The 17263-nt window shown below is 56.8% G+C and carries 10 protein-coding genes and 2 pseudogenes; 8 read left to right on the forward strand and 4 right to left on the reverse strand.

From position 1 onward, the window contains the following. Nucleotides 1–142 precede the first annotated feature (142 nt). Entirely contained in the window at nucleotides 143–1654 is a 1512-nt protein-coding gene (locus NWI_RS04000) for an ArnT family glycosyltransferase (protein WP_011314085.1), read from the reverse strand. Between the two features lie 137 nt (nucleotides 1655–1791). Then, complete coding sequence (locus NWI_RS04005; RefSeq protein WP_011314086.1) at nucleotides 1792–2538, reverse strand: hypothetical protein; 747 nt, start codon at nucleotides 2536–2538, stop codon at nucleotides 1792–1794. 771 nt (nucleotides 2539–3309) lie between these two features. Between NWI_RS04005 and NWI_RS04010 the strand changes: the two genes are divergently transcribed. The 8 genes from NWI_RS04010 (at nucleotide 3310) to NWI_RS04045 (ending at nucleotide 14693) form a co-directional block, all read left to right on the forward strand. Next, nucleotides 3310–4206 (forward strand): c-type cytochrome, encoded by an 897-nt coding sequence (locus NWI_RS04010; RefSeq protein ID WP_244374974.1) that lies wholly within the window; start codon nucleotides 3310–3312, stop codon nucleotides 4204–4206. After that, nucleotides 4206–7850, forward strand: coding sequence for a nitrate reductase subunit alpha (locus NWI_RS04015; protein ID WP_011314088.1), 3645 nt, complete (start codon nucleotides 4206–4208; stop codon nucleotides 7848–7850). Before NWI_RS04010 ends, NWI_RS04015 begins: the two co-directional genes overlap by 1 nt. Beyond that, nucleotides 7844–8545 (forward strand): FKBP-type peptidyl-prolyl cis-trans isomerase, encoded by a 702-nt coding sequence (locus NWI_RS16380; protein WP_049750544.1) that lies wholly within the window; start codon nucleotides 7844–7846, stop codon nucleotides 8543–8545. Before NWI_RS04015 ends, NWI_RS16380 begins: the two co-directional genes overlap by 7 nt. Nucleotides 8546–8608: 63 nt before the next feature. After that, a complete protein-coding gene (gene narH, locus NWI_RS04025; protein ID WP_011314090.1) occupies nucleotides 8609–10150 on the forward strand; it encodes a nitrate reductase subunit beta in 1542 nt (513 codons plus the stop codon). Between the two features lie 135 nt (nucleotides 10151–10285). After that, the gene (locus NWI_RS04030) at nucleotides 10286–11314 is read left to right on the forward strand and encodes a nitrate reductase molybdenum cofactor assembly chaperone (protein ID WP_011314091.1); all 1029 of its coding nucleotides are present in this window, start codon (nucleotides 10286–10288) and stop codon (nucleotides 11312–11314) included. A 34-nt stretch (nucleotides 11315–11348) separates the two neighbouring features. Next, complete coding sequence (narI, locus tag NWI_RS04035; protein WP_011314092.1) at nucleotides 11349–12026, forward strand: respiratory nitrate reductase subunit gamma; 678 nt, start codon at nucleotides 11349–11351, stop codon at nucleotides 12024–12026. 231 nt (nucleotides 12027–12257) lie between these two features. Continuing rightward, nucleotides 12258–13514: an MFS transporter gene (locus NWI_RS04040; RefSeq protein ID WP_011314093.1), complete on the forward strand. Its 1257-nt coding sequence runs from the start codon at nucleotides 12258–12260 to the stop codon at nucleotides 13512–13514. Between the two features lie 105 nt (nucleotides 13515–13619). After that, a complete protein-coding gene (locus tag NWI_RS04045; protein ID WP_011314094.1) occupies nucleotides 13620–14693 on the forward strand; it encodes a tellurite resistance/C4-dicarboxylate transporter family protein in 1074 nt (357 codons plus the stop codon). 175 nt (nucleotides 14694–14868) lie between these two features. On the opposite strand, the pseudogene NWI_RS16665 reads toward NWI_RS04045, so the two are convergent. After that, nucleotides 14869–15328 (reverse strand): annotated as a pseudogene (locus NWI_RS16665) (IS481 family transposase); the annotation flags it as partial. 517 nt (nucleotides 15329–15845) lie between these two features. Then, nucleotides 15846–17197: pseudogene (locus NWI_RS04055) on the reverse strand (IS3 family transposase). Nucleotides 17198–17263: the final 66 nt, after the last annotated feature.

Below are 17263 nucleotides of genomic sequence, written 5' to 3' on the forward strand. Positions count from 1 at the left end.
AGCGCGATCGGCGACAAATCAGACGGCGCATACGCCAGTCGTGCAAGAGTACCGGGTAGGGTTGCGGGGTCAATTGAAATCGCGGGCAGCGCCGCCGCAATCGCTCGGACCCGGGCCTGACATCGCTCGAAATCTGCCCGTTTCACCCCGGAGGGATGATCTTGATGATGTTGTAATGAGTCTTGCCCGAGACGATGCTATCCTTTTCGATCAAGTGCAGTTCGGGCCTGGTTTGAAGCACGGCACGCTGATGTTCGGGACGCAGAACCGCGATGGCCGGGACGTTCAGTTCAGCCAGTTCATCCAACGCGATCGTGCTTATCGGTCCCCGCACGTAAACCAGCATGTTGAAATCGGTCGAATCTCCGCCTGCGACGTAGAGCGGCTTCGAATCTCCCTTGAGGATGGCATCGATGGCCTGGCCGGCCAGGCGGCTTTCCTGGAACAGGTGCGGAACGACGGGCATCACTATCCAGCCTCGGACGAGCAGGCCGCCAAAGATCATGCAAGTCACGACCAGGGCGGGCGCGATGACACGGGGGTGGCTGTGACGCCAGTTCTCAAACAGCAGCCCGCAGATCACTGCTAGCGTCATGGTTCCCGGCATAGCATAACGCGCCGCCACTTTGCCCGGCCAGAACAGCAGAACGAGGGTGCAGGCGACAGAGTAAAGGATCGCGGCAAGCAGCAGGTCATCTCGCATATCGCGTCGGCCATCTCGCCATCTGTCGATAGCGATCATGATTGCGGGACCTATCAGGATGGAGCCCGGCAGAAATTCCACAGCCAGGCTCTTGACGAAATCAAGATGTCCAAGAACCGTCGCCAGGACGTCGGTCGTCTGTGTCAGACGGGAGTGAGCTTTCCAGGTATCGGCGTCGCCCGTCTGATAAACAAGGCCATACCAGCCGCCGATGACGAGTCCGGCGCCGATATGCGCCGCGATGAATCCTGGAATCTGATCACGCTGTCTCAAGAGGATGTAAGCGCCAACGCCGAGCGTGAAGTATGCGACCTCCTGCGGTCCCTTGGTCAGGCCGGCGAGGGCGATCAAAACGCTGATACAGAGCCATCGTCCGGGTGTTATGCCCTTGTCACGCGTTCCATGCCACCAGATGCAGAATGCGCTGAACAGCAGGACCGAAAGGACGATGTCAGGTTCGGCATTGATGAATTTGGGCGCGACGACGGGCATGCTGATCCAGCAAAGCGCGCCGAAAATCGCAGCGCTCTTGCCGGTCATGGATCTGAGCAGACTGTAGATCAGCAGCGCTCCCGCAAGGAAGAAGCAAAGGTGGGGGATGCGCAGCGACCATAGCGTGACGCTCCCTGTTGCTTCACCGAAGAAGGCAGCTAGCCAGGATAGTAGAACCGGCCGCTCGGCAAATCTCTCGCCATAGACGAAGGGGGTCAGCCAATGGCCATCCTCGACCGCGCCTCGCGCCATGGCGATGATCCTGCCCTCCTCAAGATTGGATGCGCGGATGATCGTGGCGGGTATGGCCTGAATCCAGAAGAGACCGATGACCCATAAAATGGGCCATCGTGACCTGTCTAAATCGGAAAATTTCGCAAGAAGCCATGCGCCGGGGACGAAAACCTTGTCCCACAATTGACCGGCAGCCGAACGCCCGCTGGCTTTGTCCAGGCGCATTGTGTTCCTTCTGGAACTCATGTCAGGGGTGGGCGGTTGCCGTGAGGCTGCGAACGAGGCTGCAAACAGCGTGGAACTGATCCGACTTCTCTGTGGACGGAGGCGTCACCGCACTCGGCGGAATCTCGTCGGGTCGATCAATCCTCCTGCGCGCTCTCAAGGTCCTTCACCTTGAGGCCATGCTCGATGAAAAAACGGTACTGTCTGGAATTCTCTTCGTAGAACGGCTTATCCTCGACCGGCCCGTAGAGTTCAAAGGCGTAGTTATTGAACTCGCCGGACGGCGACTCGTCCTTGAACGAGGACAGTTCTAAAATCACGCCGAAAGACGGCGCGCGCAGAACCTTCAATTGATCGATCAGCTTGGATGCGGCCTTCTCCGACCTCCGCTGCAACGTGATCACCGCCGGCGGCCAGTTCTGATGATCCGGAAATGAGCATACGACCGAATACAGGCGCGTGGCGGCAGGCGGGGAATTGGGGTCGTTCGGATTATAGCTGCCTCGTTTATTCAACCCTGATGCCGTCACCGTCCGGCCCGTCCTCCAGGTGACCTCGTCGCCGCTCTTGAGCTTGACCGTAAACTCGGTATCGGCCGGAATCCAATGCTTGCTGTCGTCCGCACGCGCCAGAATTCCGCCGCCGGCTTCCCGCGGACGCCATAAGATGAAGCACCAGTTGATGAAAACCGGGCAGATGCGGATGGATGCTCCGATGCTCCGACCCAGCAGGCTGTGCCAGAACTCGCCTTCCCTGGCGTTCTCGAATTGGGCAAGTTCGGGCGATGAAGCCTGAAGCAGCTTCAGTCGCGGCACTTCCACGTTGCCAAGACTGCCCAGACCGGGATGGTCCAGCAGGAACGCAGGCAAGCGCGACTTAGCCATGTTAGTCTCCTAGGCCGTGGGAGGGAATTTGCGGCGCATGATCGGGGATTTCGTGCCGGGCTTCAATGGAATTCGGGATTAAAACTGAATTGTCGGCCGGCCCGCGACGCCTAACCAGGGCGCATCCGTACGGTCCTCGTATGGACTCGGCGAGACGATGATGTGGCGTTGGGAGCTTTTCCAGGAAACCACCCCCGATCTCGCCAGTTGCAACCGTCCATCACAATGAACCGGCGTCGCAGGCGCTCGCTCGATCATTGAAGAAACAACACTACAAAACCGCGATGGTTGTTCGGTCCGCTCGCCGTTCATTCAGCCTCGAATGTCGGGCCTGCCGCGTGATTTTAGCGGTTTGTACATTACATTACTTATTAGAGGGCGCCTACTATAGAGGACTAACGAGCTGAACGAGGAAGCATAATCTGGGAGTTGCCTGACTGAATTACGCAATTCGATCGGAAACAAACGCTAAGTCAGCCGTTGTTCTCTAATGGTGCTTCTTTGTGACGAAAAAAATGCTCGTTTAGCGGATTAACGCCCTTGCGTTTTCTAACGATTCTAGTCTAGCATAAGCCTACCGTCGCCGATCATGTGGGTCTGAGAACGACGGGTCACGAGCGGGAAACGTCTGTTGTCTAACATAAACTTAATGCCCGCCCGATCATATGGATCTGAGGACGAGGGATCATGAGCAAAAAGCCCCTAGCGTCGTGGCGATTTATGCCCGTTGTTGCGCTAGCTACGACAGCCATATGGGCAGCGTTGCCGACAATGGCTAACGCAGCCGATGCAGCGGCAGGTAAGAAATTATTCGATGATAAGACGTGCAGTGCATGTCACAGCATAGGCGGGGGGGATCTTGTCGGTCCCGACCTGAAGAATGTCACGAAAGAGCGTCCTCGTGAATGGCTGCATGAGTGGATCATGAAGCCTGACGCAATGATTGCCAAGAAGGATCCGGTCGCGGTCGAGCTCCTCGGCAAGTATAACGGCATGGAAATGCCGAATATGGGGCTCACCTCTGCTGAGGTCGATAATATCATTGCATTCCTCGAAGGTGGGGGTGCGGGTGCATCCTCGGCTGCTGCGGCGCCGGCCCTTAAGGGTGATGCTGAGAACGGCAAGAACCTGTTCACGGGTAATGAGAAGTTCGCCAATGGTGGGCCGCCGTGCATGGCTTGTCATAGTAGTGGCGGTCTCGGTGCGTTCGGCGGTGGTGCGCTTGGTCCTGATTTGACCACTGCTGCAAAGCGACTTGGTGGTGCGAGCGGTCTGTCCTCCTGGTTGGCTGGTTTGCCCACTCCGACCATGAAGGCGGTCTGGACGAAGCAGCCGCCGACTCCGCAGGAGCGTGCAGACGTTGCTGCCTTCCTGTCCCAGGAGGGGTTGGCCGTCCGTTCGGCCTCTGCGATTTGGCAGCTTGCGGGCCTGACAGGGTTGGGTGCTGTGGTTCTTTTGCTGATCGCGGGCTTCAGGTGGCGGAACCGATTGAAGTTCGGCGTGCGGCGCCCGATGATGGCTACGCCTACTACCGGACGAAGCACCGGACCGTATAACGGTGGTTGGTTTACGGGTACGTATTCCGACGGCTGGATCGGAAGGTTTAAGGGTACTGACGGCAATAGCAATAGGCCTCGCGGCCGGACGAACGCACCGAGGAGACACTGATGAGCTGGATACTTGACCTCGTTAATCCCCGGGAGCGCAAGTGGGAAGAGTTCTACCGCAATCGCTGGTCCCACGATAACGTCTTCCGCAGCACGCACGGCGTGAACTGTACTGGTGGTTGCTCCTGGGCGATCTACGTCAAGGACGGCATCATCACCTGGGAGATGCAGCAGACCGACTATCCGCTGCTTGAGCGCAGCCTTCCGCCCTATGAGCCGCGTGGCTGCCAGCGTGGCATCTCCGCTTCGTGGTACGTCTACAGCCCGATCCGGGTGAAGTATCCGTACGTTCGTGGTCCGCTTTATGATCTATGGAAGGAGGCGAAGGCTTCCCATCCGGATCCGGTGCAGGCCTGGGCTTCGCTGGTTGGAGACGAACAGAAGCGATCTCGCATCCAGAAGGCGCGCGGCAAAGGTGGTTTCCGCCGCGCCAAGTGGGAAGAGTTGGTCGAGCTGATTGCTGCGGCTGCCCTGTATACGGCCCGTAAGTACGGGCCGGACCGGGTGATGGGCTTCTCGCCCATTCCGGCGATGTCGATGCTGTCCTACGCTGCGGGCTCTCGCTTCCTGCAGCTCTTCGGCGGCGTGAACATGAGCTTCTACGACTGGTACGCCGACCTGCCGACGTCGTTCCCGGAGATCTGGGGCGACCAGACCGACGTGTGCGAAAGCGCCGACTGGTACAATTCGAAGTTCATCGTTTCGATGGCTGCGAACATGAACATGACGCGCACGCCCGACGTGCACTTCATCTCGGAAGCGCGCACCGAGGGCACCAAGTTCGTGGTTCTCTCGCCGGACTTCAGCCAGATCGCGAAGTACTGCGACGAGTGGATTCCGATCCAGGCGGGTCAGGACACGGCTCTGTGGATGGCGGCCAACCACGTCATTCTCAAGGAGTACTACATCGATCGTCAGGTGCCGTACTTCATCGACTATGTGAAGCGCTATACCGACCTTCCGTTCCTTGTCGAGCTCGAGCCCAACGGCAACACCTACAAGACCGGCCGGCTGCTGCGGTCCAATCGCGTCGCGCGTTACAAGGACGTCGAGAACGGTGAGTGGAAGATGTTGGTGCTCGACACCGCCACCGGCGAGCCGCGCGCGTTCAAGGGCCAGGTCGGCGATCGCTGGGGCTCCACGCACGGCAAGTGGAATCTGTCGGCGGAAGACACGCTCGACAACAGCCCGATCGATCCGGTGCTGAGCTTCATCGATCAGTCGGACGGCGTGGTGCAGGTCGGGTTCGACGACTTCGTGAACGGCAGCGTCGTTTCGCGCGGCGTTCCGGTGAAGCGCATCGCGACCGACAAGGGCGAGGTTCTGGTCACGACCGGCTTCGACATCATGATGTCCCAGTTCGGTCACAGCCGCGGCCTGGAAGGCTCGTTCGCGACCAGCTATGACGATGAGGACGCGCCCTACACGCCGGCATGGCAGGAGCGTCACACCGGCATCGGCCGTGAGACCGCGATCAGGTTCGCGCGTGAATTCGCGACCAACGCCGAGCTCACCAACGGCAAGTCGATGGTGATCGTGGGCGCCAGCGCCAACCACTGGTACTACAACAACCTCTGCTACCGGTCGGCGACGGTCGCCCTGATCCTGTGCGGCTGCTGTGGCGTCAACGGCGGCGGCATCAACCACTATGTCGGCCAGGAAAAGCTGGCGCCGGTTGCTCCGTGGAACACCATTGCGATGGCTCTGGACTGGACCAAGCCGCCGCGCGTCGTGCAGTCGTCGACCTGGCACTATGCCCATAGCTGTCAGTGGCGCTACGAGCAGGAGTTCACCGAGTATGGCCTGACGGCTCCGAACCCGCGGTGGGCCAAGGGTCATGCGATCGATCTCGAGGCGAAGTCGGTTCGTTGTGGCTGGATGCCGTTCACTCCGCACTTTAATCGTAACCCGATTGAATTGGCTGCTGAGGCTGAGCGTGCTGGTGCGAAGAGCACCGCGGACATCGTGACTCACGTGGTCGATCAGGTCGCTAGCAAGAAGGTGAATTTTGCTATCGATGATCCGGATGCCGAAGAAAGTTGGCCTCGGATGTGGTTCATCTGGCGCGGTAACGCGATCCAGTCGAGCGCCAAGGGCCATGAGTTCTTCCTGCGTCACTATCTTGGTGCTCACGATAACTCGATTGCCGAGGATCGTGCCAAAGGTAAGACGCAAAGGGTGAAGTATCGTGATACGGCGCCGCGCGGAAAGTACGACTTGGTAGTCGACTTGAACTTCCGCATGAACACGACATCGCTTTACTCTGACATCGTGTTGCCGACCGCGTTCTGGTACGAGAAGAACGATCTCAACACGACGGATCTGCACTCGTTCCTGCACGTGCTGGGGCAGGCGGTTCCGCCGGTTTGGGAGTCCAAGACGGACTGGGAGATCTTCAAGCTGATCTCCAAGAAAGTCAGCGAGCTGTCTCCGCTGGCGTTCTCCAAGCCGGTGCGTGACGTGGTCGTTCAGCCGCTGATGCACGACACCCCTGACGAACTCGCTCAGCCCGAGATTCTCGACTGGGCCGAGGGCGAGTGCAAGCCGGTGCCGGGCAAGTCCTTCCCGCATGTGCGGGTGGTCGAACGCGACTATGCGAACTTGTATAACAAGTTCATTTCGTTCGGACCAAAGGCGCGTGAAGATGGTGTCTCTGCGGTCGGCGTGAACATTCCGATCAAGAAGCAGTACGACCAGATGCTTGATAACCCCATCATGCCGATGCCGGATGCGAGGCATATGCGGTGTGTGGAGTGGGGCGGCAAGCGTTACCCGAGCCTCGAGGATGTTCTCGACGCGTGCAACACGTTGCTGATGTGCGCGCCGGAGGCAAATGGTGAAGTCTGCTACCAGGGCTTCCATAACGAAGAACATCACGTTGGTCTGCCGCTTGTTGATATCGCTGAACCGACACGAGGTGTCTCGTCGACATTCTACGATCTGACGCGTCAACCGCGCCGGATCCTGACGAGCCCCTGCTGGACGGGTCTGACGAACGATGGTCGCGCATACTCCGCCTGGTGTATGAACGTCGAGCGCTTGGTGCCGTGGCGTACGCTGACGGGCCGGCAGTCGCTGTATCTCGATCATCAGTGGTATCTGGACTTCGGCGAGCACATCCCGACCTACAAGCCGCGCCTCAACCCGCGCAAGACCGGCGACATCGTGAAGAGCCGGGTGGATGACCGCTCGCTGGTGCTGAACTACATCACGCCGCATGGCAAGTGGAATATTCACTCCACCTATAAAGACAACCATCGTATGCTGATGCTGTCTCGCGGCATGGATCCGGTGTGGATCAATGACCGGGATGCGGAAAAGGTCGGTATCGAGGACAACGATTGGGTCGAGGTCTACAACGACAACGGCGTGGTCGTGACCCGAGCCAACGTCAGCCGTCGAATCCAGCCTGGCACCTGCATGTATTACCACGCGGTCGAGCGCACGGTGTACATTCCGAAGTCCCAGGAACGGAAGTGGCGTGGCGGAGGGCACAACAGTCTGACGCGTACTCGCATCAACCCGTTGTTCCTGGCCGGTGGCTATGCCCAGTTCACTTACGGCTTTAACTACTGGGGTCCGACTGGTATCTTCACACGCGACACCCATGTCGTCGTGCGCAAGATGGAGAAATTGGAATGGTAGGTGAGATCGCGACGCATGATCATGATCATGATAACGACCATCATGATCACAATCATGAATCGGCTCCGGCGCACTTCGGTGCGCCCGAGCGGGTTAGCGTCGGGAAATACGTGACCATCAACTACACTCTGAGAACTAACGGTCAGATTCGTCACATTCGTTCAGCTGTATGGGGCGATGAACCGTTGGAGTACCAGCATGGAAGTGGACGGCTGCTGCCCGCCCTCGAGCGAGCGCTCGAGGGGAGGGTTGCTGGCGATCGATTTGAAGTGACGTTACCGCCCGAAGATGCTTATGGGGAACGGGATAAGGCGTTGCAGCAACGAGTGCCGGCTGAAACGTTTGGCGGTGTAGATCAGATTGAGCCGGGAATGTGTTTTCTTGCGCACAGCGATGATGAGCGCCGAGTAGAGAACGTGATTGTTACCGAGGTCGATGAGGATAACGGGTACGTCGTAGTTGATACGAATCACCCGCTTGCGGGTATGACGTTAGAGTTTGAGGGTAGCATCGTGGCAGTACGGGATACACCAACCCCGGCGGGACACCAGCATATCGATCCGCTGATGGCCAGCATGGGTGATGGGCTTGCATTGGCTGCGGCGCAAGCAACAGTGGATTCACGTCGCAAGCGAAGTGATGAACCTTCTAAGTCACCTGCGCCTGATCCCATCGATGAGAATGGTGGCGCATAAGTGCGCGACGACACTCGAGAATGAAGTCATAAGAACGAGCCATAGGAACGAAGGAGTAGACACATGGACATCCGAGCTCAAGTTTCGATGGTCTTTCACCTGGACAAGTGCATCGGTTGCCACACCTGCAGCATCGCGTGCAAGAACATCTGGACCGATCGCAAGGGCACCGAGTACATGTACTGGAACAACGTGGAGACCAAGCCGGGTACGGGTTACCCGACACGTTGGGAAGACCAGACCAAGTATCGCGGCGGCTGGGTGGTTGACGGTCAAAGGCAGAAGAGCCTTCGGCTTCGGCTGCAGGGCAAGTGGGGAACGCTGACGAACATCTTCTACAACCCCTATCTGCCGACGCTCGACGACTATTTCGAGCCGTGGACCTACGATTACCAGAACCTGATCACTGCGCCTCTGGCTGACGAGCAGCCGACCGCGCGGGCGATTTCGATGGTGACCGGCAAGTACATGGACACGATTGAGGCGGGTCCGAACTGGGACGACGACCTCGGCGGTTCGCAGGTTTACGCCAACAACGACCCGAACTTCGACGGCGCCTCCGACGAGGAAATGCGCCAGATCAACGAGATCAACAGCACGGTGTTCTTCTATCTGCCGCGCATCTGCAACCATTGCCTCAATCCGGGATGCGTTGCGGCCTGCCCGCAGGGCGCGCTCTACAAGCGTGGTGAGGACGGCGTCGTGCTGGTGAGCCAGGAACGCTGCCGGGCCTGGCGCATGTGTGTCTCGGGCTGCCCCTACAAGAAGACCTACTTCAACTGGTCGACCGGCAAGGCCGAGAAGTGCATCCTGTGCTATCCGCGTCTTGAGAGCGGCCAGCCGCCGGCGTGCTTCCACTCCTGCGTGGGACGCATCCGCTATATCGGCCTCGTGCTTTACGATGCGGACGCGATCGAGGAGACGGCGAAGTCGCCGCAGGATCAGCTGGTGATGGCCCAGCGCAACATCATCAAGGATCCGTTCGATCCGGAGATCATCGCCGCCGCGCGAGCGAACGGGATTCCGGACTCGAAGATCGAAGCGGCGCAGAAATCTCCGGTATTTCAGTTCGTGAAGAAGTGGGGCATCGCGCTGCCGTTGCATCCGGAGTTCCGCACGTTGCCGATGCTGTTCTATGTGCCGCCGCTGGGGCCGGTTCTGGCCAAGGTGGAGAACGGCGTATACGACAACGTTGCCAACGAAGCGCGGCTTGGACCGTTGATGAGTTCGCTCGAGCGATCACGTATTCCGCTTCGTTACATGGCGAGTCTCCTCGCGGGCGGCAATGAGGAGATTATCCGCGACGTCTACAAGAAGCTGGTTGCGGTGCGCGTCTACATGCGTTCGCGGAAGGTCAAGGACATTCCGGACGAGGAGGTGCAGCGGGCGCTGTCGGAAGGCAAGACCACCGCGGCGGAAGTCGAGGCGATCTGGCGTCTGACATCGATGCCGACCTTCGAGGAGCGCTTCGTGGTTCCGCCGATGGAGCGTGAGACGGCGGTCGACGCCCTGTTCCCGCAGCTTGATCCGGTCTCTCATAACTATCCGATCCGCAAAGGCGAGGTCGGCGTCGGCTTCCACACCGATCCGGCAAGAGGACCATAGACCCCTTGCTGTATGACAAGACGCGAGACAGTTTTCGGATCATGCATCCGGACCTGTCTCGCGCAGGGTAGTCTGGAAGTAGACTGTCCTTATGAACTATCGGCACCTCAGTTCTAAGGCTCGAAGCAAAAGATCATGAGTCGTTTTTCTCATCGTGCAGAGGTCTTGTATTCGAACCGCTCCAGGGTTTTGGGATTATTTGCTGATATTCTGGATTATCCTGTTCCAGGCTTGGGGGAGAAAGCCTCTGAATGTGTGGCATTGATAAAATCAGTGCAACCACAAGCCGCAGCGTTGCTAGAAAGTTTTCGAGTTTTCGCTGAAGAGACGCCGGTAGGAAAACTACAAGAGGTTTATAGCGGTTTCTTTGATTTGAATTCTATATGCCATCCATATGTTGGCTATCAGCTTTTTGGTGAGAACTATAAACGTAGTGTTTTTCTGGTGGAGCTTAAGAAGAGCTATCGCGCGAATGGGTTTGAGCCTGATCCCACAGAGATGCCGGATCGTCTGTCGGTCGTACTGAGGTTTTCTGCCCAGAACGAGGGAGACGACATTGATGCGTTATTGAACAAGGGGGTGCTGCCAGGGCTCGAACGGATGACGACGAAGCCGGAAACTGAGAGTCATCAGCATGGGCCGGCTGACATTGATGGAGATACCGGTATAGAACGTGCGAAGTTGGACGATCGTGATCTGCGAAAGCAACTAAAGGCCCAGCAACGAGAAGCGCGGAAGTTGCTGGAGGGGCAGAGTCAAGGAGACGATCGCCAGCAACTCAAAGGACAAGGCCAGGGTGATGTTTTGGAAGGTGGATTTCTCTTGGCCATGAGTGAGGATTACGATGTCGAGGAGGCGGAAAAGCGTGCGCATCCTTACCATCAGGTGCTAGATGCTTTACGGCTTTTGCTGAATGAAGGCATGACGAAGAAGCGTGCCGACCGATCAGTTGAGCAGGAACGTGTTCTTAGCTGGACGCGTGAGCGTTTTAATCTCGACGAAGACGAGACGATCATGGTGTCTGAGCTTCCTTGTTCTGATCCTGGTTGTCCCCCAGTGGAGACGCATGTCGTGTTCTGGACACAATCTGGCCGACAGCATTTCAAGGTGTATAAGCCACTTGCGGAGGTCGCAGCAGACGACCTGCTGGATTGGCGAGCGTGAGAGGAATGTCCCATGTGTGACGGAGGCAAATTCTATGTATGACGTATTCCTGTTCGCGGTTCTGCCATACTTGGCGATCGTGGTGGCGGTTCTGGGTGGTGTTCATCGGTATCGGACGAATCGCTTCTCGTATTCGACGTTGTCTTCGCAGCTCTTGGAGAATCGCCGTTTGTTCTGGGGATCTGTACCTTGGCATTACGGTATTGTGGTTGTCTTGTTAGCCCATATGATCGGGTTCCTTGTTCCCGGTATGTGGTCCGCCCTGACATCGACTCCCACGGCACTTTACACGGTTGAGTTGATAGGTTTTGCATTTGGTTTTGCTGCCTTGATAGGCCTATGCGTGTTGATAGTGCGTCGATTTACGACTGAGCGAATTCTTGCTGTAACCAGCCCGATGGATGGCATACTGCTAGTTGCGTTGCTCGTTCAGGTTGCGCTTGGTTTTTGGGTTTCGCTGGCTTACAGGTGGGGTGCTGACTGGTATATCGATACGGCTGTGCCTTGGTTGATTTCTTTGGTGTCGCTAAACCCACAGACCCATTATGTGTCAGCTTTGCCCTTTCCAGTTAAGGCGCACATGCTCACGGGGTTCCTTGTAATTGCACTGTTCCCATTTTCTCGGTTGGTGCATTTGATCATGTTCCCGTTCTGGTACCTGTGGCGCCCCTATCAGATCCAGATCAGAAATACTGTGAGGTCCGCGCATTAGCTACTTGGCGAAGTAGTGAGGAATTGTTAAGGTGTTATTCTCGCCGGCGAGTTGCACTCGCCGGCGAGAATTATAAGTAGTTAACGCGCGGGTCGAGAATGATCGGACGAGCGCAACTGTAGAGTTGTCCATAGCGGCTGGTAGTCTTGCTAGGTCGACAATCTAGGTAGATAACCTGTTTTCTTAGAAGTAACGCAAGCTAAATAGCTATTTTCTTCGTAGGAGCTACCGGTGGAACAATCAGCTGGCAAGGTCGAGACGTCGGGCGAACCGCAGGGCAACGCGCGCGTGCTGTGGATATCGACCATAGCGTTTTCGCTAGGGTTCGCTATATGGGGAATGTTCTCGGCCCTCGCACCGTTTCTGATAGAGTGGTACCATTTTACAAGTACGCAGGTGCTTGTGTTGGCCGCTATGGAGCCGCTTTTTGCAGCTGCAATCAGCATTCCACTCGGTATTTGGACGGACAAGTTCGGCGGACGAACGGTGTTTACGATTCTGCTGGTTTTGCTTTCAGTGGTTTTAATCTTGGGAACTTTTGCAGAGGGTTATTATTCCTTCTTGTTCCTTGGGTCGATGCTGGGGCTCGGTGGAGCAACCTTCGTGGTAGGTAACGCGCATGTTTCCTCGTGGTATCCGAAGTCTAAGCAGGGTACTGCCTTGGGGTTGTTTGCCTTGGGTAATATAGGGATTACCTTTGGCATGATGGCTGTCACCTTCGTCATTACAAGCGTTGCTGACCAGAGCGACCCTGAAGGTTGGCGTATTATATTTCCGATCTTTGCCATTCCCACGTTGTTTATGGCGGCGATCTATATGTTCTTTACTTCTGATCCGCCAAACAGGAAGCTTAAGAATACGTCGACGCGAGAAATTTGGGCTGTCTATCGGTCGGGTGTCGTTGTATGGCTGGTGCCAGGTCTCTATTGGGTGGCTTTTGGTACTTTGGTTTTCTTTGCGTCTACGATGCCGACTTATTTGGTCGATCATTGGCACGTTGACGCTACCTCGGCGGTGGCGTTTTACACCCCCGTGTTGGTGGTTTGCGTAGCAGTTACCCGACCGCTCGGTGGCTGGGCAGCTGACCGATACGACGTGCTGACGCTTCTAAGTTGGATGTTTGGCGCTATGTCGGTTCTCGCGGTGCTGATGGCGTTGCAATTGTCTTTCAGCTTGGAGCTTGTAGCGATCTACGGGTTGGCGTTGTTGTCAGGTGCCGCTGCGGCTGCGGTGATCAAGCTGATCCCGATCTATTTTGAGCACGTTGGTGCGGTTAGCGGGTTGGCGAAGGCGGCTGGTGCTGCTTGTGGTTTCACGATGACCGCTGTGCTAGCTGCTAGCAATTTCCTGGTGGGGGGATACACGCTCGGTTTTATCGTCTGGGCATTAATGAACATGGCAGCTTTTTATGTGTCGTTCTCTCGAGTGGGCTTTAGAGATGTCAAGCCCATTGGCGCTCCAGTAGCTGAAGCCGTACCTGCTCATTGATTGCCGTCAGGTCTCGGACATTTGATCGTCAGATTGAGCATTGTCACCGCCCCTAATGAGGGTGGTGACATATTGCGGTGCAGAGCGTAGGGATTAGTAGGTCTCGTGCAGCCGATCGACTCATCTAAACGTCGCTTCCGGCTTAGCATGCCCGGAGCTCGGCGTCTTTCACCAGCTTATTTTGCATTGGTGATGGCTACTGGGATTGTTTCGATCGCCTCAGAGAAAGCGGGTTTTCATGCGATTGCCGTTGCGCTTCTATGGTTGAACGCGACGCAGTTTGTGGTCCTTTGGATTCTCACGTCGTGGCGACTTATACGCTACCGACGAGCTCTGATTGTTGATTTGACAGACCACCGATCGGCGCCAGGATTCCTTTCTGCGGTAGCCGCTACTGGCGTGATGGCAAACCAGTTCATACTTGCGGGCGCATTGGACATTGCCCTAGGACTTTGGATCTTCGGTATCCTCCTTTGGGTCATCCTAACTTATACAATTTTCGCTAACCTGACGATCATGGAAGCCAAGCCGACCATCGATCAGGGGATCACCGGGGCTTGGTTACTTGCAGTTGTCTCGACCCAGTCGATCTCTCTCCTGAGCGCACTTCTCGCGCGGCATATCCATCAACCCCTCCGGCTGGACGTCAATTTTCTTGCGCTTTCGATGCTGCTGTGGGGCGGCATGTTGTATATCTCGATCATTTCGTTGATTTTCTATCGCTATATGTTTTTTAAGTTTTCGCCAGCCGACTTTGTTCCCTCGTACTGGATCAACATGGGTGCGATGGCAATTTCAACGCTTGCCGGGTCTCTCTTGATTGAGAATGCGGCGGACGCATGGTTTCTTGAAGAACTGCTTCCCTTTCTCAAGGGGTTTACGATCTTCTTCTGGGCTGCTGGGACGTGGTGGATACCGCTTCTTATAATCTTGTTCGTCTGGCGTCATTTTTATCGGCGATTTCCCCTAAGGTACGATCCGGCCTATTGGAGTGCGGTTTTTCCATTGGGAATGTATACCGTCTGCACTTATGAGATGGCCGGAGCCATGCGATTGGAGTTTCTACGTCCGATCGCGGATGTGTTCGTCTATGTGGCTCTGTTGGCTTGGACGGCAGCTTTCATTGGTCTCGTCAAGAAGCTCGCTGGCAATCTGATTCCTGCACCCAGTTCTCGCTGAGGACCAATGAGGTGTTTAGTTTCGGCATTTGATGGATTGGATTGTTGATGAGTCGATCTGGCTCTTACGTCCTTTGGTTGCAAATGAACTCATAGGACTTGAGGCCCTTGAGACGGCGCCCGAATTTTAGGTGTCAATGGTCGTCGAAGAAACCGTTGCAGTTAGTTGAGCGGGGCCCTGGTATTGGAAGTGTTTGAGAGTTGTTGAAGTGGACGTAGCCGATCGGATAGCGCTCGAACTTCCGCCCCGGCGCCTTGTCGCACTCCACGTTCGAACAGTCGGGATATGCGACGACGCTGTAGACAGCAATGCAGTGACGAGCAAGTCGAATGCGGGATCTTCGGCTGAAGCGCATAGAGGCAGTCGTCGAGCGGCAGCAGGGTAGTGTGTACTTGCGGAAGGCGACGATGGTCGCCTCCGCTCGATCCGAAAGCGACGACGAATGCGGCTCCTTCGATCTGGTCGGCAGATCGGCAATTGAGCCGCGCGCTTCGTCCACTTCGCCATAGTCTTGTGGTCGATGCCGTAGCGCCTTGCCAAAGTCTTCAGGCTCTCTTGACTATGTTGTATCGCTTGACGGATCTGGCTTCTGTCGTCGTGGCGCTCCAGTGACGATGGTTTACCTCTCTATTTATGCGAGAGACCCACCATTAAACCCGATCGTCGCGTGTGGCTTACAGTCACCTATGTCAAATCAGTACCGATAGGGCTTTGGTTTGAAGTTTGTGGAGTTGAGGCGAGGCTTAGTATCGCATCCCAAGAGGGGCAAGGGTGAAAGGTATTCTGTTGTTCTCTAAAGCGACTTCTATTCCGCGCAGGAATGCGTGCTGAATTCATATCATCCGAGGAAGGCCAATCGAATTGGAGATGAGTTGGCTTCTGCACTCATAAAAATCAGGAAATGTGAGGCGCAGCCCTTTCCAAAGCGAAGGTGGATTGGTACATACTGCTTTGTAGTAGGGTGTTCACCCGAGTTGTCCTCTCAGTCATTCACGGGACGAGAATTGATCGGCGCTTAAGTGTCGACTGTTCGCTGCCGAGCATGATCTGAAAGGCGAACATAAGCTTAACGCGGGGTGTGTCCGTCGTCAGATGAATTGAGACTGTTCCGGGGTCACGGGAACGGAGGTTCTGGCTCATCTGGGTTTGAGGTTAGGCGGCCTGCAGGTGATGCTGCAAGCGTCTTTGGTGGATGGTCTGGCGTTTGATCCTTTCGCGTTCGGTGAGGATGGTCTGCCCGCGGCCGAAGTAGACGTCAGCGGGCGTGAGATTATCGATGCTCTCGTGATAGCGGCCGTGATTGTAGTGCTCGACGAAGGCCGCGACCTGCCGTTCAAGGTCGCCGGGCAGATAGTAGTTTTCCAGCAGGATGCGGTTCTTCAGGGTCTGATGCCAGCGCTCGATCTTGCCCTGCGTCTGGGGATGATACGGCGCGCCGCGAACGTGTTTCATGCCCTTGCCGTCGAGCCAGGTAGCGAGTTCGGCCGAGATGTATGAGGCGCCGTTGTCGCTCAACAGCCTCGGCCGATGCGCGACCGTGATCTGGTCGAGCCCCGATGCCGCCAGAGCCAGATCGAGCGTGGCGGTGACGTCATCCGCCCGCATCGTGGCGCAGAGCTTCCAGGCGACGATGAAGCGGGAGAAGTCGTCGAGCACGGTCGAGAGATAATACCAGCCCCAACCCGTGATCTTCAGGTAGGTGAAGTCGGTTTGCCAGAGCTGGTTGGGCGCTGTCGTCTTGTCCTTGAACTCAGACGCCGCCTTGATGACGATATAGGCTGGGCTGGTGATGAGATCATGAGCCTTCAGCAGCCGATATACCGACGCCTCCGAGACAAAGTAGCGCTTCTCGTCGGTGAAGCGCACCGCCAGCTCGCGCGGGCTCAGCTCCGTTTCGCGCAGCGCCAGCTCGACGATCTCGGCCCGGATTGGGTCAGGAATCCGGTTCCAGACACGATCCGGCCGCGAGCGATGATCGGCCAGAGCCTCGATCCCACCGGTGAGATAGCGATCGTACCAGCGATAGAACGTGGCGCGCGGGATGCCGAGCTTGTCCAGGGTTCGCCGTGCCGGCAGATGCTAGGCCTCGACCAGGCGAATGATCTCGGCCTTTTCGGATGCAGGATACCTCATGTGTCGTCCTCCCCATCCGCGAGCATGCTTTTTTTCAGCAGGCGGTTTTCCAGGGTGAGATCGGCCACGGCCTCCTTCAGGGCCTGCGCCTCACGGCGCAGCTCTTTCACCTCGTCCGACGTCGCGGCGCGGGCCGTGTCACCAGCGAGACGGCGCTTGCCGGCGTCGAGGAACTCCTTCGACCAGCCGTAATACATCGACGAGGCGATCCCCTCGCGCCGACACAGCTCGGCGATGCTCTCCTCGCCGCGCACGCCTTCCAGCACGATGCGGATCTTCTCTTCAGCCGAGAACTGCCGGCGCGTTGCCCGGCGGATGTCCTTCACGACCTGCTCTGCCGGTGCTTTCTCCGGCCCGGATTTCTGTCTCATCTGCGCTCCAAATTGGCTGCGATGATCCAGAAATCCTCCCTTCCCGAAAACCCCTAAACTGTCTCA

The sequence above is a fragment of the Nitrobacter winogradskyi Nb-255 genome (genome assembly GCF_000012725.1).
GTDB classification, from domain to species: domain Bacteria; phylum Pseudomonadota; class Alphaproteobacteria; order Rhizobiales; family Xanthobacteraceae; genus Nitrobacter; species Nitrobacter winogradskyi.